Source organism: Plantibacter auratus (assembly GCF_050587365.1).
GTDB lineage: Bacteria > Actinomycetota > Actinomycetes > Actinomycetales > Microbacteriaceae > Plantibacter > Plantibacter auratus.
This window is the reverse complement of the sequence record NZ_JBOBFV010000001.1, coordinates 138470-158405: the sequence shown is the minus strand read 5'-3', so window position 1 is coordinate 158405 and position 19936 is coordinate 138470. Positions and strand designations below refer to the sequence as shown.

At 68.1% G+C, this 19936-nt stretch carries 18 protein-coding genes; 1 reads left to right on the top strand and 17 read right to left on the bottom strand.

The window, feature by feature from the left end; genetic code table 11:
• Positions 1-3: 3 nt before the first annotated feature.
• The 4 genes from ctaD to ACQ3HE_RS00730 form a co-directional block, all read right to left on the bottom strand.
• On the bottom strand, positions 4-1731 hold the full coding sequence (gene ctaD, locus ACQ3HE_RS00745; protein ID WP_064296981.1) for an aa3-type cytochrome oxidase subunit I: 1728 nt from the start codon (positions 1729-1731) through the stop codon (positions 4-6).
• The gene (gene ctaC, locus ACQ3HE_RS00740) at positions 1728-2630 is read right to left on the bottom strand and encodes an aa3-type cytochrome oxidase subunit II (RefSeq protein WP_079706003.1); all 903 of its coding nucleotides are present in this window, start codon (positions 2628-2630) and stop codon (positions 1728-1730) included. Before ctaC ends, ctaD begins: the two co-directional genes overlap by 4 nt.
• Positions 2631-2792: 162 nt before the next feature.
• A complete protein-coding gene (erpA, locus tag ACQ3HE_RS00735; RefSeq protein WP_064296983.1) occupies positions 2793-3158 on the bottom strand; it encodes an iron-sulfur cluster insertion protein ErpA in 366 nt (121 codons plus the stop codon).
• 105 nt (positions 3159-3263) lie between these two features.
• Complete coding sequence (locus ACQ3HE_RS00730) at positions 3264-4709, bottom strand: dipeptidase (protein WP_079706004.1); 1446 nt, start codon at positions 4707-4709, stop codon at positions 3264-3266.
• A gap of 43 nt (positions 4710-4752) precedes the next feature.
• On the opposite strand from ACQ3HE_RS00730, the gene ACQ3HE_RS00725 reads away from it, so the two are divergent.
• Positions 4753-5352 (top strand): DUF3043 domain-containing protein, encoded by a 600-nt coding sequence (locus ACQ3HE_RS00725; protein ID WP_064296985.1) that lies wholly within the window; start codon positions 4753-4755, stop codon positions 5350-5352.
• A 69-nt stretch (positions 5353-5421) separates the two neighbouring features.
• Here ACQ3HE_RS00725 and ACQ3HE_RS00720 read toward each other — a convergent pair whose 3' ends face one another.
• The 13 genes from ACQ3HE_RS00720 to murC form a co-directional block, all read right to left on the bottom strand.
• Entirely contained in the window at positions 5422-6459 is a 1038-nt protein-coding gene (locus ACQ3HE_RS00720) for a quinone-dependent dihydroorotate dehydrogenase (protein WP_430890893.1), read from the bottom strand.
• Between the two features lie 3 nt (positions 6460-6462).
• On the bottom strand, positions 6463-6945 hold the full coding sequence (gene nrdR, locus ACQ3HE_RS00715; protein ID WP_064296987.1) for a transcriptional regulator NrdR: 483 nt from the start codon (positions 6943-6945) through the stop codon (positions 6463-6465).
• Positions 6945-8315 carry a histidinol dehydrogenase gene (gene hisD, locus ACQ3HE_RS00710; protein ID WP_430890891.1) on the bottom strand — a complete coding sequence of 457 codons (1371 nt, stop codon included), beginning with the start codon at positions 8313-8315 and terminating at the stop codon, positions 6945-6947. The genes nrdR and hisD overlap by 1 nt, the downstream gene beginning before the upstream one ends.
• Positions 8316-8376: 61 nt before the next feature.
• Positions 8377-11841 carry a DNA polymerase III subunit alpha gene (gene dnaE, locus ACQ3HE_RS00705; protein ID WP_194718966.1) on the bottom strand — a complete coding sequence of 1155 codons (3465 nt, stop codon included), beginning with the start codon at positions 11839-11841 and terminating at the stop codon, positions 8377-8379.
• A gap of 191 nt (positions 11842-12032) precedes the next feature.
• A complete protein-coding gene (locus ACQ3HE_RS00700) occupies positions 12033-12956 on the bottom strand; it encodes an RluA family pseudouridine synthase (RefSeq protein WP_159878867.1) in 924 nt (307 codons plus the stop codon).
• Positions 12953-13633 carry a signal peptidase II gene (gene lspA / locus ACQ3HE_RS00695; RefSeq protein WP_079706010.1) on the bottom strand — a complete coding sequence of 227 codons (681 nt, stop codon included), beginning with the start codon at positions 13631-13633 and terminating at the stop codon, positions 12953-12955. Before lspA ends, ACQ3HE_RS00700 begins: the two co-directional genes overlap by 4 nt.
• Positions 13593-14234: a DivIVA domain-containing protein gene (locus tag ACQ3HE_RS00690; protein ID WP_079706011.1), complete on the bottom strand. Its 642-nt coding sequence runs from the start codon at positions 14232-14234 to the stop codon at positions 13593-13595. The genes lspA and ACQ3HE_RS00690 overlap by 41 nt, the downstream gene beginning before the upstream one ends.
• 174 nt (positions 14235-14408) lie before the next feature.
• Positions 14409-14705 (bottom strand): YggT family protein, encoded by a 297-nt coding sequence (locus ACQ3HE_RS00685; protein ID WP_064296991.1) that lies wholly within the window; start codon positions 14703-14705, stop codon positions 14409-14411.
• Between the two features lie 7 nt (positions 14706-14712).
• A complete protein-coding gene (locus tag ACQ3HE_RS00680) occupies positions 14713-15228 on the bottom strand; it encodes a cell division protein SepF (RefSeq protein ID WP_079706012.1) in 516 nt (171 codons plus the stop codon).
• 44 nt (positions 15229-15272) lie between these two features.
• Positions 15273-15929, bottom strand: a complete 657-nt coding sequence (locus tag ACQ3HE_RS00675; protein ID WP_430890889.1) for a YggS family pyridoxal phosphate-dependent enzyme — start codon at positions 15927-15929, stop codon at positions 15273-15275.
• Positions 15930-15985: 56 nt separating this feature from the next.
• Positions 15986-17242: a cell division protein FtsZ gene (ftsZ, locus tag ACQ3HE_RS00670; protein WP_079706013.1), complete on the bottom strand. Its 1257-nt coding sequence runs from the start codon at positions 17240-17242 to the stop codon at positions 15986-15988.
• A gap of 159 nt (positions 17243-17401) precedes the next feature.
• A complete protein-coding gene (locus ACQ3HE_RS00665; RefSeq protein WP_430890887.1) occupies positions 17402-18490 on the bottom strand; it encodes a cell division protein FtsQ/DivIB in 1089 nt (362 codons plus the stop codon).
• A gap of 10 nt (positions 18491-18500) precedes the next feature.
• Positions 18501-19913, bottom strand: a complete 1413-nt coding sequence (gene murC / locus ACQ3HE_RS00660; RefSeq protein WP_430890886.1) for a UDP-N-acetylmuramate--L-alanine ligase — start codon at positions 19911-19913, stop codon at positions 18501-18503.
• Positions 19914-19936: the final 23 nt, after the last annotated feature.

Below are 19936 nucleotides of genomic sequence, written 5' to 3'. Positions count from 1 at the left end.
CGGCTACTTCACCTTTCCGGCGTCGATGTCGAGCGTGGGTGCGTCAGGTGCGTCCTTCGCGGGACCGACGCCGACCGGGATACCGACCTCGGGGTGGTGGAGGTCGAAGGCCGGTCGCTCCGAGCGGATGCGCGGGATGGAGACGAAGTTGTGACGCGGCGGGGGCGAGCTGGTCGCCCACTCGAGCGATCCCCCGTAACCCCACGGGTCGTCCTCGGTGACGCGAGGAGCCTTCCGGATCGTGATGTACACGTTCAGGAAGAAGGGCAGCAGCGAGATGGCGAGGATGAACGAGCCCACGGTCGACAGCTGGTTCATCCAGGTGAAGCCGTCCTCGGGCGAGTACGTCGCGTAGCGGCGCGGGAACCCGATGACGCCCAACCAGTGCTGGATGAGGAACGTCGTGTGGAAGCCGATGAAAAGCAGCCAGAAGTGCCAGTAGCCGAGCTTCTCGTTGAGCATCTTGCCCGTCCACTTCGGCCACCAGAAGTAGAAGCCGGCGAACATGGCGAACACGACCGTGCCGAACACGACGTAGTGGAAGTGCGCCACGACGAAGTAGGAGTCGGAGACGTGGAAGTCGAGCGGCGGCGAAGCGAGGATGACACCGGTGAGTCCACCGAAGACGAAGGTGATCAGGAAGCCGATGGACCAGAGCATCGGGGTCTCGAAGGTGACCGAGCCGCGCCACATCGTGCCCAGCCAGTTGAAGATCTTCACGCCGGTCGGAACCGCGATGAGCATCGTCATGAGGGCGAAGAACGGCAGGAGCACCGATCCGGTGACGTACATGTGGTGTGCCCACACCGTCACGGAGAGGGCCGCGATCGCGATCGTCGCGTAGATCAGGGTCTTGTACCCGAAGATCGGCTTGCGGCTGAACACCGGGAAGATCTCGGACACGATGCCGAAGAACGGCAGCGCGATGATGTAGACCTCGGGGTGCCCGAAGAACCAGAACAGGTGCTGCCAGAGGATGACACCGCCGTTGGCCGCGTCGTAGATGTGGGCGTCGAACACGCGGTCAGCTGCGAGACCGAAGAGGGCCGCCGCGAGCACCGGGAACGCCATCAGGACGAGGATGGACGTCACGAGGACGTTCCACGTGAAGATCGGCATGCGGAACATCGTCATGCCGGGGGCGCGCATCGTGATGATCGTGGTGATGAAGTTGACGCCACCGAGGATGGTGCCGAAGCCACTGAGCGCCAGGCCGAGGACCCAGAGATTGCCTCCGAGCCCTGGCGAGAACGTCGTGCTCGACAGTGGCGCATAGGCGAACCAGCCGAAGGCGGCGGCGCCCTGCGGGGTGAGGAAGCCACCGACGGCGATGAGGCTACCGAAGGCGTAGAGCCAGAACGCGAAGGCGTTCAGACGCGGGAAGGCGACGTCCGGTGCGCCGATCTGCAGCGGCATGAGCGCGTTCGCGAACCCGGCGAAGAGCGGCGTCGCGAACATGAGGAGCATGATCGTGCCGTGCATCGTGAAGAGCTGGTTGTACTGCTCCTTCGTCTCCACGATCGTGCCGCCGGGCTCGAAGAGCTGGGCTCGGATGATGAGCGCCATCACGCCGCCGAGGCAGAAGAAGATGAACGAGGCGATCAGGTACATGTACCCGATGGTCTTGTGGTCGGTGGAGGTGATCCACTTGACCAGGATGTTGCCCTTGCGCTCGACCGAGGTGCGTCCGACGACGCTCGCCTGGCCTGCGGGAAGCGTGGTGGAGGTCATTCCCCGTCTCCGTGCTCTTCGAGACCTGCCGGCGCCTTGGTGCCGGGGAGGTTGCTGTTGCGATCGTATTCCGTGCCGTAGTCGCCGATGTTGCCCGACTCGGCCAGGTCTTCGAGGTGCTTGTCGTACTCGGCCTGCGAGACGACCTTCACGTTGAAGAGCATGAGCGAGTGGTACTCGCCACAGAGCTCGGCGCACTTGCCGGCGTACGTGCCCTCGCGCTCAGGGGTGAAGGACATGTAGTTCGTCTTGCCCGGGATCATGTCCTTCTTGTAGAGGAAGTCGATGACCCAGAAGGAGTGGATGACGTCGCGCGACTGCAGCGCGATCTTCACCGTCTTGCCGACGGGCAGGTAGAGCGTGGGGAGTGCGTCCTGGTCGATGACGCCACCGGGCTTCTCATCGGCCTGCACCCCCGCGGTCCAGACATCCTGACCGTTGACGGCCTCGTCGTACACGAAGTCCCACGCCCACTGCTTGGCGAAGACCTCGATGGCCACGTCGGGATCCTCGTACTGGGTCTCGATCGCGTTCTGGTCGCGTGCCGTGAAGGCGAAGAAGCCGAGGACCAGGATGAGCGGGACGATCGTGTAGAAGATCTCGATCGGCATGTTGTACCGCAGCTGGACCGGGAGACCGGTTTGCCCCTTGCGGCGTCGGTACACGATGACGGCCCAGATGATGAGCCCCCACGTGATGACACCGACTGCGAGCAGCACCAGCCATGCCGTCACCCACAGGCCCGCGATGCGGTCCGTGTGGTTCGTGACGGGAGATTCGCCCTCGACGAATCCCGGCAGGTAACCATGCAGTTCCGCCTGCGTACAACCCGCCAGGACTATGGCGAGTGTGGCTGCGACCGGAATGGCAGCCCATCTGAGACGACGAGTCGAGCGCACCTCTGAAACCTTTCGAATACACACCTGTGGATCGCCCCCCAGTCTAGTGGGGATGGGCGGTGAACGCCGGACCATTCGCGTCCGCGGTGCGGGATCGTGACCGGAATGACGAAGGGGAAACCACCCGGGACCGGGTAATTTCCCCTTCAGGAAGAATCTGGCTCAGTGGAAGCTGTCGCCGCAGGCGCAGCTGCCCTCGGCGTTGGGGTTGTCGATGGTGAACCCCTGCTTCTGGATGGTGTCCTCGAAGTCGATCTTGGCACCGTCGAGGTAGGGGACGCTCATCTTGTCGACGATGACCTCGACGCCGTCGAAGTCGACCGTGGCGTCGCCGTCGAGCATGCGCTCGTCGAAGTACAGCTGGTAGATGAGGCCCGAGCATCCACCCGGCTGGACAGCCACGCGGAGACGGAGGTCGTCGCGACCCTCCTGCTCGAGGAGGCTCTTGACCTTCTGCGCCGCCGTGTCGGACAGGCCGACGCCGTGAGCCGCGTCGATCTTGGTCTCGGTCAGGATGGTGTCGCTCATGATGCTCCTCGCGAGGTCTGGCGGCGCCGGGTCGACGCCTGTGTGAGATTCTACCGCCTGACGCGCCGGACGCAGCCCGTGGTTCCGGCGGTGCGTCCGTCGTGTCTACGCGTCGGAGGACGGACGGGGTGCGGCCGCCAGGCGGGCGAGCAGCACCGCCTCCGTGAGGATCGCCTTCTGGAAGACGCCGAGGTGCAGCGACTCGTTCGGGCTGTGGGCGCGCGAGTGCGGGTCTTCGACACCGGTGACGAGGATCTGGGCGTCCGGGAAGACCCGGACGAGGTCGGCGATGAACGGGATCGATCCGCCGACACCCGTCTCCACCGGCTCGACCTCCCAGGCGTCGGCCATGGCGCGCTTCGCCTCGGCGACGGCCCAACCACTCGTGTCCACGAGGAACGGGCTCCCCTGGTCGACCTCGTCGATCGTCAGCTGCGCGCCGAACGGGCTGTTGGCGAGGAGGTGGGCCTCGAGTGCACGGTAGGCCTCGGCCGGATCCTGCCCGGGGGCGATCCGCGCACTGATGCGCACCGACACCTCCGGGATGAGCGTGTTCGAGGCGTTGGCCACCGACGGTGCGTCGATGCCCGTGACGGTGATCGCGGGCTGCGACCAGATCCGGCTGAGGATGGAGCCGCGTCCGATGGGCGAGACCCCCTCGGACAGTCCGGACTCGGCGCGGAGCTGCGCCTCGTCGAACTCCGGGGTGACGGCGTCGTGCGAAGTGAGTCCGTCGACCGCCACCGAACCGTCGGCGTCCCACAGGGTGGCGAGCAGGGTGACCGTGGCCAGCATCGCGTCCGGCACCGCTCCACCGAGCATCCCGGAGTGGGAGGCGTGGTCGAGGGTCTTCACACGCAGCCGGAAGGTGACGTTGCCGCGCAGACCGATCGTCAGCGCCGGCGTCCGCTCGTCCCAGTTGTCGCTGTCGGCGACGACGATCACGTCCGCCGCGAGGGTGTCGCGGTGCTCCTCCAGGAAGGAGCCGAAGGACCGCGAGCCGAACTCCTCCTCCCCCTCGATGAACAGCACGATCCCGAGGTCGAGATCGGAGCCGAGGACCTCGGTGACGGCCCGGATCGCGGCGATGTGGGACATGACGCCGGCCTTGTCGTCAGCCGCGCCCCGTCCGTAGATGCGGCCGTCTCGGACGGTCGGTTCGAACGGCGGCGAGTCCCACTTGTCGTCGCTTCCGGGGGGCTGGACGTCGTGGTGCGCGTAGAGGAGCACGGTCGGTCGGCCGTTCCGTGGTTCGCGGCGGGCCAGCACGGCGGGCTGTCCGAGCTCAGCTCCGCCGTCGATGGCGGACCGGCGCACCGAGACCTCGTCGAAGACGCCGAGACCGCGGGCGAGCTCCGCGACCGCTTCGGCACTCCGCGCCACCTCGGCCGCGTCGAACGCCGACCACGACACCGAGGGGATGCGGACGAGTGCCGACAGATCGGCGATCGACGACGGCAACGCACCGGCGACGGATTCGCGCAGCCGATCGAGGACTTCCTGGTCGTTGCGTGGGTCTTGGGTCGATTCCGTCGTGGTACCTGTCGTCATGCGAGTAATCTTAAGGGAATCCCCGAATCAAGGACGTTCCATCGTGGCCAAACAGCAGAGCACCCCGGCATCAGAGCCGATCGTCGAGACCGCAGCGCAGACGGCTGAGCGCCTCGCCCGCGGCGCCAAAGAGGCGAAGGGTCGACCGACCCCGTCCCGGGCGGAACGCGAGGCGCAGAACAAGCGTCCACTCGTCCCCTCCGACCGCAAGGAGGCCTCGAAGGCGGCGAAGGCGCAGCAGGCCGAGGCACGGCGGCGGGCGCAGGCCGGCATGGCCGCCGGCGACGACAAGTTCCTCCCGGCACGCGAGCGCGGCCCGCAGAAGAAGTTCGTCCGCGACTACGTCGACGCCCGGTTCAACATCGGTGAGTTCATGATCCCGGTGATGTTCCTCGTGATCATCCTCACCTTCATGCCGGTGCCCGAGATCCAGGTCTACGGCATGCTCACCCTCTGGGTGTTCTTCATCATCGCGATCGCCGACTGCTTCTTCCTCGGCTTCCGCGTCCGGAAGGCGCTGCGGGCGAAGTTCGGGCAGGACGAGCGTGGCGTGCGCTGGTATGCCGCCATGCGCGCGCTGCAGCTGCGCCCGCTCCGTCTGCCGAAGCCGCAGGTCAAACGAGGCCAGTTCCCCAACAAGTAGTCCTCGGACCACGAACGCCCGCCGGTCCCAGACCGGCGGGCGTTCGTCGTCGATGGCACGTTGTGCCGATCAGCGGCCCGTTCGGGCCAATCGGTCGAGCCCGCGGTTGATGTGCCGCGCCCAGAGCGGCCCACGGTAGAGGAACGCCGTGTAGCCCTGCACCAGCGTGGCTCCTGCGTCCAAGCGTTCCTGCACGTCTTCGGCAGTGTCGACGCCTCCGACCGAGATGACGCACAGCTCCGGGGGCACGATCGCCCGGATGCGCCGCAGGACGTCGAGCGAGCGAGCCGCAAGCGGCGCACCGGACAGCCCACCGGCTCCGGCCGCCTCGACGATGGCGGGATCGGTGGCCAGGCCGTCGCGAGAGATGGTCGTGTTCGTCGCGATGACACCGTCCAGGCCGAGTTCCACGACCAGCTCTGCGATGCGGTCGACCTCCGCATCGCTGAGGTCGGGCGCGATCTTGACGAGCAACGGCGTGGATCCGGCGGCCGCACGGACGGCTTCGAGCAGCGGCGCGAGCTGGTCGAGCTCCTGGAGGCCGCGGAGCCCCGGGGTGTTCGGCGAGCTGACGTTGACGACGAGGTAGTCGGCCACGGGCGCGAGGAGCGTCGCGCTCCGGACGTAGTCGGCCGTGGCGTCGGCGACGTCCACGACACGGCTCTTGCCGATGTTCACGCCGAGGACGGGTCGGTGGCTCACCCGCGCGGTCCGTTCGAGCCGACGCCTGGCCTGGTCGGCTCCCCCGTTGTTGAAGCCCATGCGGTTGACGACCGCCCGATCGGCGATGAGTCGGAACAATCGGGGCTTGGGATTGCCCGGCTGCGGAATCGCCGTGATCGTGCCCACCTCGACATGGCCGAACCCGAGGAGTCCGAGGCCGAGGACGCCCTTGCCGTCCTTGTCGAAGCCGGCGGCGACACCGAACGGGGTCTCGAACCGCAGCCCCAGCGTCTCCACCGACTGGTCGAGTCGCGGGGCCGTCCAGCGTCTGATGACGGGGCCGAGGCCGGTGGCGGGAAGCGAACGGATGACGTCGAAGGCCAGGTGGTGTGCGCGTTCGGGATCGAGCTTGGACAGCACCTGGGCGAAGAGGAAGCGGTACACGGCTCAGAGCTCCTCGGACGGCACGGGGGCGGCACCGGAAGCGTGCTCGACGCGGAGCAGCGCGATCGCGGACTCGAAGTCGTCGAGCGATTCGAAGGCCTGGTAGACACTGGCGAAGCGGAGGTACGCGACCTCGTCCAACTCACGCAACGGCGCGAGGATCGCCAGACCGATGTCGTTCGCGTCGATCTGCGACGCGCCGGTGGCGCGGATGGACTCCTCCACCCGCTGAGCCAGGACGGCGAGGTCGGAGTCCGTCACCGGGCGGCCCTGGCAGGCCTTGCGGACACCGCTCACAACCTTCTCCCGGCTGAAGGGCTCCACCACGCCGGAACGTTTGATCACGCCGAGACTCGAGGTCTCCATGGTGCTGAAGCGCCTCCCGCACTCGGGGCACTGCCGGCGTCGGCGGATGGCGAGTCCGTCGTCGCTGGTGCGCGAGTCGATCACACGGGAATCCGGGTGGCGGCAGAACGGGCAGTACATCAGCGGGCTCCCTCGGGGGCGGTGGGGGCGGTGGTGTCGTCCGCCGCACGAATCTCGGCATCGACGAGCCCGAAGCGGGCCGACACCGCCTCGCCGTGCGCCGGCAGGTCCTCCGAGCCTGAGAGAGCGACGATGTGGGCCGAGACCTGACGGAGCGCCGGTTCGTCGTACCGGACGACCTGCTGCGGCCGGAGGAAGGTGAACGCTCCGAGGCCCGAGGAGAACCGTGCCTGACCGCCCGTCGGGAGGACGTGGTTCGACCCGGCCAGGTAGTCTCCGAGGCTCACCGGGGTGTGGTCGCCGAGGAAGATCGCGCCGGCGTTGGTGATGGCGCCGAGGAGCGACTCCGGGTCGCGGGTCTGCACCTCGAGGTGCTCCGGCCCGTACGCGTTGCTGAACGCCACGGCCGCCTCGAGGTCGTCGACGAGCACGATCGCCGACTGCGGCCCGCCCAGGGCCTCGACGACGCGCGCTCCGTGACGTGTGCCTGCGGCGTACCGCTGCAGCCACTCCTCCACCGCGGTGGCGAGCGCCGCACTGTCGGTGACGAGCAGCGATGCCGCCGCCTCGTCGTGTTCCGCCTGGCTCACGAGGTCGGCTGCGACGAGCCGGGCATCGGCCCCGGCGTCCGCGATGACCAGGATCTCGGTGGTCCCGGCCTCGGCGTCGATCCCCACCTGCCCCTTCACGAGGCGCTTGGCGGCCGCCACGAAGATGTTGCCCGGGCCGGTCACGACGTCGACCGGGTCGAGGGCGAGGTCTGGTACTCCGTAGGCGAACGCACCGATCGCTCCGGCGCCGCCCATGGCGTAGACCTCGGTCACCCCGAGCAGCCCGGCGGCGCCGAGGATCGTCGGGTGGACCCGGCCGCCGAACTCGCGCTGCGGGGGCGAAGCGAGCGCCACGGAGCCGACGCCGGCCTCCTGGGCCGGCACGACGTTCATGACGACACTCGAGGGGTAGACGGCCTTCCCGCCCGGGACGTAGAGGCCGACGCGACCGACCGGGGCCCAGCGCTGCACGACGGTCGCGCCGTCGGCGAGCTCGGTCGTGCGCTCCGGCGGGACCTGCGCTCTCGTGGCGGTCCGGACCCGGTCGATGGCCTCCACGAGCGCGGCGCGCACCGCCGGCTCGAGTGCCGTGACGGCGGCGTCGATCTCGGCCTGTGGGACGCGGATCCGCTCAGGGCGTCCCCCGTCGAACCGGTCTGCCTGCGCCGAGAGCGCCTCGGAACCGTCCGCTCGGACGTCGTCGATCAACGCCTGAGCGGCGTGCGCTGCCGCGGTGATGTCGACGACGGGACGGGGCAGCATGTCCAGGAGCTCGGTGCGACTCGGCCGCACTCCCCTGAGGTCAATGGTGGTGATCATGGCCGTCACAGCCTATCGTCCGCAGCGGTCCGTCCCGGCTGCCGCCCGCGCCCGAGCGGGGTCAGCCGAGACAGTTCGGGCCGAGCAGGGACTTCAGCTCGCCGAAGAGTCCGGACGAGAGACTGACGCGATGGGGCAGCTCGAACACCCGCGCGATCTCGCCTCGGATGAGCTTCAATCGGACCTCGGTCGACCCAGCGTGCCGCGTCAGCACATCGCTGAGCGTGGTCACCGTCTCGGTCGTCGCCCGGGCGTCCGCCATCGACAGCTGGAGCATGCGGTCGGCACCGGCCTCGGGCAGTTCGGGCGAGAAGATGCTGTACGCGTGGAGGTTCATCCCGTCGTCTCGGACACTGACCCGTCCGCGGACCACCACGATCGAGTCGCCGACGAGTTCGGATGCGAACTCCTGGTACGCCTTGCCCATGAACATGGCGGTCATCTCGCCGCCGAAGTCCTCGACCTGGATCATGCCGTACTGGTTGCCGGAGGCCTTGGCGATCCGGTGCTGGACACTCGTGACGAGCCCCGAGATCACGACGGTCTCGCCGTCCATGCCCTCGGAGGTCATGAGGTCGGTGATGGTCGTCGTGGCGTGCTTCGCCAACTCGATCTCGAGTCCGGCCAGCGGGTGGTCCGAGACGTACAGCCCCAGCATCTCCCGTTCGAAGTTGAGTTTGTCGCGCTTGCTCCAGTCAGGACGCGCGGGGACGCTCGCGAGCGGCACCTCGCCGACCTCGGCGAACAGGCTGTCGAAGTCGAAGCCGATGCTCCCTGACGCCTCGGCACGCTTGTCCTTCACGACCGAGTCGACGGCGTCCTCGTGGATCTCGTAGAGCGCACGTCTGCTGTCGCCCATGGAGTCGAACGCGCCGGCCTTGATGAGCGACTCGATGGTCCGCTTGTTCGCCACCGGCAGCGGCACCTTGCGGAGGAAGTCGTGGAAGGAGGTGAACCTGCCCTCGCGCTCGCGTGCCTGCCGGATGAGTTCCACGACGTTCGAACCGACGTTGCGGACGGCACCCAGACCGAACCGGATGTCCTCCCCGACTGCGGCGAAGAACCCGATGGACTCGTTGACGTCGGGCGGCAGGACCTGGATCCCCATGCGGCGGCACTCGTTGAGGTAGAGCGCCATCTTGTCCTTGGAGTCGCCGACACTCGTCAGCAGACCGGCCATGTACTCGGCCGGGTAGTGCGCCTTGAGGTACGCCGTCCAGTAGGAGATGACCCCGTAGGCGGCGGAGTGCGCTTTGTTGAACGCGTAGTCCGAGAACGGGAGGAGGATCTCCCACAGCTTGTTGACGGCCTCCATCGAGAAACCGTTCGCGACCATGCCGCCGGAGAAGCCCTCGAACTGCTTGTCCAGTTCGGACTTCTTCTTCTTGCCCATCGCGCGACGGAGGATGTCGGCCTGCCCGAGGGAGAAGCCGGCGACCTTCTGCGCGATCGCCATCACCTGCTCCTGGTAGATGATGAGGCCGTAGCTCGTCGACAGGATCTCGGAGAGCGGTTCCTCGAGCTGCGGGTGGATCGGGGTGATCTCCTGCAGGCCGTTCTTCCGCAGCGCGTAGTTCGTGTGCGAGTTCGCGCCCATCGGCCCTGGCCGGTACAGGGCGATCAGCGCCGAGATGTCCTCGAAGTTGTCGGGCTTCATGAGGCGCAGCAGCGCACGCATCGGTCCGCCGTCGAGCTGGAACACCCCGAGGGTGTCGCCTCGGGACAGGAGTTCGTACGCACCGCGGTCGTCGAGTTCGAGGTCTTCGAGGACGAGTTCGATGTCGCGGTTGCTCTTGATGTTGTCGAGGGCGTCGTTGATGATCGTCAGGTTGCGCAACCCGAGGAAGTCCATCTTGATCAATCCGAGGGACTCGCACGCCGGGTAGTCGAACTGCGTGACGATCTGGCCGTCCTGCTCGCGCTTCATGATCGGGATGATGTCGATGAGCGGGTCGCTCGACATGATCACGCCGGCCGCGTGCACGCCCCACTGGCGCTTCAGGTTCTCGATGCCGAGCGCGGTCTCGAAGACGGTCCGCGCCTCCGGGTCGGTGTCGAGGATGCCACGGAGGTCGACCGCCTCCTTGTACCGCGGGTGCTTGGTGTCGAGGATGCCCTCGAGCGGGATGTCCTTGCCCATGACCGCCGGCGGCATGGCCTTCGTCAACTTGTCGCCCATGCCGAACGGGAAGCCGAGGACGCGCGACGAGTCCTTGAGCGCCTGCTTGGCCTTGATGGTGCCGTACGTGACGATCTGCGCGACGCGCTCGTCGCCGTACTTCTCGGTGACGTACTTGATGACCTCGCCGCGGCGGCGGTCGTCGAAGTCGACGTCGAAGTCGGGCATCGACACGCGGTCGGGGTTGAGGAACCGCTCGAAGATGAGCCCGTGGCGGAGCGGGTCGAGGTCGGTGATCTGCATCGCGTACGCGGCCATGGAGCCCGCACCGGAACCACGACCGGGACCGACGCGGATGCCGTTGCGCTTCGACCACTGGATGAAGTCGGCGACGACGAGGAAGTACCCGGGGAAACCCATCTGCACGATGACGCGCGTCTCGTAGTTCGCCCGTTCCCGGACGTCGGCGGGGATCCCGTTCGGGTAGCGCAGGTTCAGCCCGGTCTCGACCTCCTTGATGAACCAGCTCTCCTCGTTCTCGCCCTCCGGCACGGGGAACCGCGGCATGTAGTTGGCCGAGGTGTCGAAGGCGACGTCGCACCGCTCGGCGATCGCGAGGGTGTTGTCGCACGCCTCGGGATACTCACGGAACAGTCGGCGCATCTCGTCCGCGGACTTCAGGTAGAACTCGTCGGCGTCGAACTTGAACCGGTTCGGGTCGTTGAGGGTGGAGCCGGACTGCACGCAGAGGAGGGCGGCGTGGGCTTTGGCGTCCGCGGCGTGCGTGTAGTGGAGGTCGTTCGTCGCGAGGAGCGGGAGACCGAGGTCTTTGGACAGCCTGATGAGGTCGGCCATGATCCGGCGCTCGATCCCGAGCCCGTGGTCCATGATCTCGCAGAAGTAGTTCTCCGCGCCGAAGATGTCGCGGAAGTCCGCCGCGGCCTTGACCGCTTCGTCGTACTGGCCGAGACGGAGTCGCGTCTGCACCTCGCCGCTCGGGCAGCCGGTCGTCGCGATGAGGCCGGCGCTGTACTGGCTCAGGATCTCGCGGTCCATACGCGGCTTGAAGTAGTACCCCTCGATCGACGCCTTCGACGAGAGCCGGAAGAGGTTGTGCATCCCCTCGGTGGTCTCCGAGAGCAAGGTCATGTGGGTGTATGCGCCGGCGCCGGAGACGTCGTCTCCCCCACCGTCGCCCCACTTGATCCGCGTCCGGTCGCCGCGCGCGGTCCCCGGGGTGATGTACGCCTCGGTGCCGATGATCGGCTTGATACCGGCATCGGTCGCCGTGCGCCAGAAGTCGAAGGCGCCGAACATGTTGCCGTGGTCGGTCACGGCGACGGCTGGCATCCCCTGCTCGACCGCAGCCTGGATGAGCGGCTTCACGCGGGCTGCTCCGTCGAGCATCGAGTACTCGCTGTGGACGTGCAGATGGACGAACGAATCGGTGGACGTGGGCACGGACGGCGCCTCCGGGGATCGTGCTGTGGGGTTCGGCGCGGACGCCGAGGTGGTCTGTGATCCAGCCTAACCGTCACCGCCGACGGTCGGCTCCAGCGATGCCGTCGCGGACACCGACGGGATGGGCGGGCGTCGGCTCAGTCGAGCTCGAGCACGGACAGCGCGTGCTGGAGGTCGGCCGGGTAGGCCGCCTCGAACCGCACGAACTCCCCCGTGGCCGGGTGGGCGAACCCGAGCTTCGTGGCGTGGAGCCACTGCCGGGTGAGTCCCAACCGCGCTGACAGTGCCGCGTCGGCCCCGTACATCGTGTCGCCGACGCACGGGTGCCGCTGGGCCGCCATGTGCACGCGGATCTGATGCGTGCGGCCGGTCTCCAAGTGCACCTCGAGCAGCGAGGCGTAGGGGAACGCCTCGAGCGTCTCGTAGTGCGTGATCGACGGCTTGCCGTCGGCGGTCACGGCGAACCGCCAGTCGTGCCGGGGGTGGCGTCCGATCGGGCCGTCGATGGTGCCGGCGAGAGGATCGGGATGCCCCTGCACCACCGCACGGTAGATCTTCTCGACCTCGCGGTCGTGGAAGGCCCGCTTGAGCCAGGTGTAGGCCCGTTCGGTCTTCGCGACGACCATGAGGCCGCTCGTCCCGGCGTCCAGCCGATGGACGATGCCCGCGCGCTCGGCGGCTCCCGAGGTCGAGATGCGGAAGCCCGCCGCCGCGAGGGCGCCGAGCACCGTCGGTCCCTCCCAACCGACCGAGGGATGCGCCGCGACGCCCGCAGGCTTGTCGACGACGACGATCTCGTCGTCGTCGTGGACGATGCCGAGGTCGGGGACGGCGATCGGGACGATCACGGCCTCCCGTCGAGGCGTCCATTCGATCTCGAGCCAAGCGCCGCCGAGCAGGCGATCGGACTTGTCGACCGACTTCCCGTTCATGGTGACGCCGCCGGCCAAGGCCACCTCGGCTGCGTAGCTGCGCGAGAAGCCCAGGAGCTTGGCGAGTCCGGCGTCGACGCGCTCGCCGTCGAGTCCGTCGGGGACGTACAGGCTGCGGGACTCGTTCACGGACGACCTGCGTCCGGGCTCGCGTCGCCAGGCTCCGCAGGATCGAGGACGGCCGCGTCGGCTTCAGCCTCGCGGTCCTCCGCTTCCTGGGCGGCCCGTTCACTCGCTCGCGTCGTGCGCGTGCCGTCGAGGTTGACACCGAAGAGCGTCAGGAGGATGAACAGCGCCATGCTGACCACGATGCAGATGTCGGCCACGTTGTAGATCGCGGGGAGCATCCAAGGGGTCGAGATGAAGTCGACCACGTGGCCGAGTCCGAAGGACGGTTCGCGGAAGAGGCGGTCGGTCAGGTTGCCGAGCACGCCTCCGAGGAGCAGGCCGAAGACGATCGCCCAGGCGCGCGAACGGATGCGGCGCGCGAACCAGACGATGACGACGACGACCACCGCGGCGAGGATCGAGAAGATCCAGGTGTAGCCGGCCCCCAGCGAGAAGGCGGCACCCGAATTCTTGACGAAGTACAGGACCAGTGCCTGTCCGAAGACGGGGACGGACTCACCGACCGTCAGGTTGGTGGTGACGAGGAACTTCGTGAACTGATCGGCCGAATAGGCCACGACGGCAACCAGCGCCAGGACTGCAAGAGTCCTGGCGCTGGCCTTCGACGGTGATGCGGGAGACAACCGGGTGTCTGCGCTAGACCGCTGCGCTGTCGGCGGTGACGCCGGACTTCGCATCGGGTGCGGAGCTCGACGACGAGGCGTCGAGGTCCTTCAGCTGACCCTCGATGTAGCCGCGGAGCTGCGAGCGGTACTCACGCTCGAAGTTGCGCAGCTCGTCGATCTTGTGCTCCAGCACGGAGCGCTCCTGCTCGAGGATCTGCATCTGCGCACGCTGCTTGGCCTCGGCCTCGGCGACGACACGTGCCGCGGTCGCGTGACCTTCGGCGATGAGTGCGTCGCGACGCTGAGCGCCCTCTGCGACGTGCTCGTCGTGCAGGCGGCGGGCCAGCTGCAGGAGGTTGTTGGAGCTCTCAGCCGTGTTGTCGGTCGACTCGGCGGCAGGAGCCGCTGCGGGTGCGACGACCGGAGCCGGTGCGGGAGCGGGCTCAGCCTTGGCGAGCGCGGCGGGAGCGGAGGAGCCGCCCTTCTGCAGCTCGGCGACCTTGGCCTCGGCCGCGGTCAGCTTCTGCTGGACCTCGTCCTTCTCCTGGATGAGGCGACGCAGTTCGACGACGACCTCGTCGAGGAAGTCGTCCACCTCGTCCTGGTCGTAGCCTTCGCGGAACTTGGTCTGCTGAAACCGCTTCTGGACCACGTCTTCGGGAGTGAGCGCCATAGCGAACCACCTTCACTGTCGAATCGAAAATCTGTGTACAACGCCCCCACGCTAGCAAAGTCTGACCCAGTGGGTGAGACATGTTGTCAGCGTCGGAGCTTCCCGTCAGGTGACGGGCGTTCTATCGTAGCCTCACAATCGGGGTGAACCCTGCGCGGGCACCGGCGTCGGCGGCTACAGGAGCTGGACGAGCGTCATCGCGATGATGCAACACAGCATCGTGAGCGTCCAACCGAAGTCGAGCGCGACGGGACCGACCGCGACGCGCGGCAGGACACGGCGGAAGAACCGGATCGGCGGGTCGGTGACCGTGAAACTGAGCTCGGCGAGAACCAGGCCGACGCCCGACGGTCGCCACTGCGGGCGGAGTACCCGAGCCAGGTCGAGGATGAACCGCGCCCAGAGGACGAAGAAGTACAGGAGCAGCGCGAGATAGAGGATCGTGCCGATCACGGAGATGAGAGAAGCCACCCCTCGATTATGACTGAGCGAAGAAGGTCGCCTCGGTCGCTTCCGGTGCGCCCTGCCCGTTGTCGCCGGAAACGGCGACGTGCTCGGGCGAGAGCAGGAAGACCTTGCTCGTCACTCGCTCGATCTTCCCGTAGAGGCCCTGCGAGAGGCCACTGGCGAAGTCGATGAGGCGTCGGGCGTCGCCGTCGCTCATCTGGGAGAGGTTGATGATGACCGGGACACCGTCGCGGAAGCTCTCGGCGATGATCTGAGCGTCGCGGTACTGCTTGGGGTGCACCGTGAGGATCTCGTTGAGGTCGGAGCTCGGGGCGACCGGCTGGCGGACCGGGACCGGCTTGCGCAGCGGGGTCACGGGAGCGGCCTTCTCGACGCGCTCGACACGCTCTGCGCGCTCGGGACGTTCTGCCCGGCGAGGCTCGGACTGCTGCGTGGGCTCGGCCTGGGCAGCGTGCTGCTGCTCGTACTCGAGATCATCGTCGGCGAGCCCGAGGTACACCATGGTCTTCTTCAGTGGGTTCGACATCGTTTCCTCCGTGATCTGCGGTCCTTGCACCTTCGAGATTAACGTCACACCGGACGATTCCCGGTGATTGCCGTGCCGATGCGTAGGTGTGTCGCGCCCGCTTCGATCGCCTCGACGTAGTCGTGGCTCATCCCGATCGACAGGCCGTCGGCCTGCGGAGCGAGGGATCGCACCCGCGCGGACGTCGCGACGACCCGCGCGAACGCGACGGCCGGTGGCTCGTCGAGCGGCGCGACGGCCATCACGCCTCGCAGGAGGACGCCTTCGGCTTCGAGCGTCTCCGTGGCGAGCGCTTCCAGCGCCTCGTCGCCGACCACACCGCCTCGACCCGGGTCGTCGGTCAGGTTCACCTGGAGGAACACCTCGATGAGGCGGTCTGGTGATGACAGCGCGCGCAGGAGTTCGGGCCGGTCCACCGAGTGCACGGCGTCGACGTATCGGCGCACCTGCTTGGCCTTGTTCGTCTGCAACTGGCCGATGAAGTGCCACCGCAACCCGAGTCCGGCGGCCGCCTCGGCCTTGTCGCGGGCCTCCGGGTGTCGGTTCTCCCCCACGTCGGTGACCCCCGCGGCCGCGAGCTGCTGCACGAGTGCGACCGGGTGGAACTTCGTCACGACGATGAGCGTCGGCTCGTGGGTGCGACCCGCCGCACGGGCGGCGTCTGCGACGCGGCCGCGGATCGCGGCGAGGCGATCGACCAACGCCGAATCGGGCTCCGAAGAGCCCGACCCGGCCGGGGTGATCGTGTCGCCGCCCACTACTTCAGGAAGTCGGGGATGTCCAGCTCGCCCTCGTCGTCGAACGAGGGGTCGACGACGGCGGTCTCGACGACCGCTTCAGGCTGGCGGTGCGTCGCACCGGAGAAGGGCGAGGACGCGTTCTGCCTGGAGCCCCAGTCGCCGCCGGAGGCGACCGGCGCCGCAGCAGGCGCCGAGCGGTGCTCGGACGACTCGGAGGCCGTGTTGGCCGAGGTGCTGATGGGAGCACTGGGTGCCTCGTCCGAGGTGCTCATGACGCCACCCGAGATGACCGCGTCGGCCGGCGAGGCCGCCGTCCTGGTGAGGGGCTCACCACCGTCGAATCCGGCGGCGATGACCGTCACGCGCACCTCGTCGCCGAGGGTGTCGTCGACGACCGCACCGAAGATGATGTTCGCCTCGGGGTGCACGGCCTCCTGGACGAGCTTGGCGGCGTCGTTGATCTCGAAGATGCCGAGGTTCGAGCCACCCTGGATGGACAGCAGGACACCGTGGGCGCCCTCGATGCTCGCTTCGAGGAGCGGGGAGGCGACGGCGAGTTCGGCCGCCTTGATGGCACGATCCGCGCCACGCGAGGAGCCGATACCCATCAGGGCGGAGCCGGCTCCCTGCATGACCGACTTGACGTCGGCGAAGTCGAGGTTGATGAGGCCGGGGGTGGTGATGAGGTCGGTGATGCCCTGGACGCCGGCGAGGAGCACCTGGTCGGCGGTCGCGAAGGCCTCGAGCATGCTGATGCCGCGGTCGCTGATCTCCAGCAGGCGGTCGTTCGGCACGACGATGAGCGTGTCGACCTCCTCCTTCAGGCGGGCGACGCCGAGCTCGGCCTGGGCCTGACGGCGACGACCCTCGAAGCCGAAGGGCTTCGTGACGACACCGATGGTCAGCGCACCGATCGACTTCGCGATCCGTGCCACGACGGGTGCGCCACCGGTTCCGGTACCGCCACCCTCACCGGCGGTGACGAACACCATGTCGGCGCCGGCGATGGCCTCTTCGATCTCCTCGGCGTGATCCTCCGCCGCACGGCGTCCGACCTCGGGGTCGGCGCCGGCGCCGAGGCCACGGGTGATCTCGCGGCCGACGTCGAGCTTGACGTCGGCATCGCTCATCAGCAGCGCCTGCGCGTCCGTGTTGATGGCGATGAATTCCACGCCTCGGAGGCCGAGCTCGATCATGCGGTTGACCGCGTTCACGCCGCCGCCGCCGATACCGACGACCTTGATGACGGCGAGGTAGTTCTGGTTTGTAGTCACTTCAGGCCTCCGTGAGAACTCTCAACCTCTAGTTAAGGTTTAAAGTTATGCTGCGTATGCATTTTCTGTCCTGAGCACGACGTTAGGGCCCAGCCCCGACCGTGCCGGGACGCTTCCGGGCGTGTCGGCACATCGACGGGAATATCCCGGTGCGCTTCCTCAGCGGACGATCGCGGCGGAGGGCGATGACACGTCGTACTGGTTCACCTGGGACGGGTCGGTGGCCGCCATCGTCTTGGCGAGGATCAGAGCCTTCTCGGCTGAGTCCTCCGCACTCCCCCACACGACCTCGGCGGGCGAGTCCACGAGTGTGAGGGTGACGTCGTCCGCGGTCGACGCCGAGACCGACGCCACGCGGGCGCGCAGATCCGTCGGCAGCGCCCGGATCACCGCGGCCGCTGCGACGAAGCCCTTGGAGGTCGGGCCGCCGGTGACCATGAGCGTGGGATACCCGGTGATCGGCTGGTCGCTGCGCTCGATCGTGACCCCGGCGGCGTCGACGAGGGTGTACACCGACCCTGATTGCAGCACGCCCACCGGCTCGCGTTCGACGATCCGCACGACGAGCGTGCTCGGGGGCTGTGCTTCGAGGGAGTAGCTCGCGATGAGCGGGTACCCGACGAGTACCGCCTTCACGGCGCCAGCGTCGACCAGCGCGAGCGGGCGACCCAGCTGGTCGCCGAGCGCCTCGGTGATCTCGGCCTGGTTGACCCGGCTCGCGCCGACGACCTCGATGGTCCGGACGGCCAGCAGGGGCGAATAGGCTCCGGCGAGCGAGACGACGATCAGGACCCCGAGGATCGCTGCCGCGACCACCCAGGTACGGTGGCGACCCCGCTTGCGGGCCGTGAACCGACGGATCTCCTGGCGCTCGTGGCGACGTCGCAGTTTCGCGGCCTCACGCGGGGTGAGGAAGGCCTCGTCCTCCGGCTCGTCGGGACGCTCCAGGGTCGCCGTCGCCGAGGGGGAGGTCGTCGTCGTCGGCTTCGCGCCGCGCTTCGACGATGGTGCCACCTTCGGCGAGGTGCCCGCCGACGCCGGCTTCAGCCCCGACGACTGGGACGGTGCGCCGGCACCCGGCCGCTTCGGCCGGACCCGGGCGGCGTCGAGCTCGATGACGTCCGTCTCCTGCTCGGCGACGGGCTCGGCGCGCACGCCGGCACGGTCGACCGGCGCGGACGCCGACGGTCGCGTCTGACGCTCGGGACGCGGACCGGCCGCGGGGTCGAAGCCGTCCGGGCGCTTCACCGGACGCCCATCAGACGGACTCGCGACCGGCGATGGCCTCGAGGAGCTGCGGCACGATCCGGTAGACGTCGCCGCATCCGAGCGTGATGACGAAGTCGCCGGGTCGCGCGACCGTCGCCGTGTAGTCCGCGGCGCGCTGCCAGTCGTCGATGTACGCGACACGGTCCGCGTCGGAGAACCGGGTCGACACGGTCGCACCGGTCACACCGGGCTCGGGGTCCTCGCGCGCGCCGTAGACCTCGAGGACGACCGTGTGATCGGCGTACCGTTCGAGGGCGTCGGCGAACTCCTGGGCGAAGAGGCGGGTCCGGCTGTACAGGTGCGGCTGGTGGACCGCGATGATGCGTCCGTCGCCGACCACCGTGCGCGCGGCGGCGAGAGCGGCGGCGACCTCGGTGGGGTGGTGCGCGTAGTCGTCGTAGACACTGACACCGTCGACGACCCCGTGCAGCTCGAATCGACGCTGCGTCCCGCCGAAGGCGCTGATGCCTCGGAGCGCGTCCGCCGGGTCGAACCCGACACCGACGAGGACGGCGAAGGCGCCGGCGGCGTTGATGGCGTTGTGGCGCCCGGGCACGCGGAGGGTCGCCGCGTAGCTGGTGCCCTCATAGCTGAGCTGGAACGAGACCGGACCGGTGGAGCCGACGTCGTGCAGTCGGACGTCCGCGTCGGGGGCCTCTCCGAAGGTCAGCACCCGCTTGCCGTCGGCGGCATCGCGAAGTGCCGGGGTGATCCGGACCGCGCCGGCGTCGTCCGAGGAGATGACGACGAGTTCGCGAGCCTGCTGAGCGAAGGTCACGAACGCCTGCTCGAACGCTTCGAGCGAGCCGTAGTGGTCCAAGTGGTCGGGGTCGATGTTCGTGATGAGCGCGACGGCCGTGTCGTAGAGCAGGAACGAACCGTCGGACTCGTCCGCCTCGACGACGAACAGTTCTCCGGCGCCGCGGGCCGAGCTCAGCCCGAGGGACTCGATCACGCCACCGTTGACGAAGCTGGGATCGGCACCGAGCTCCAGGAGCGCCGTGATGATCATGCCGGTCGACGTCGTCTTCCCGTGGGCCCCCGCGACGGAGACGAGCCGTGTCCCGGAGGTCAGCCACGCGAGAGCCTGCGACCGGTGCAGGATCGTCAGACCCCGTTCCTTCGCCAGCAGGTACTCGGGATTGTCCGCCCACAGCGCTCCGGTCACGACGAGGGTGTCCGCGTCACCGACGTTCTGTGCATCGTGGCCGATGGCGACGGGGACGCCGAGCTCGCGCAGGGCGTCGATGTTCTTCGACTCGCGCACGTCCGAGCCGGTCACGCGCGATCCGGCGCTCACGAACAACCGTGCGATGCCGCTCATCCCGCTGCCGCCGATTCCGACGAAGTGCACGACGCCGAGGTCGGCGGGGATCTCGACGGTGGGGTCTGGCTTGATCACGGTGTCACGCTTTCTGGGAAGAC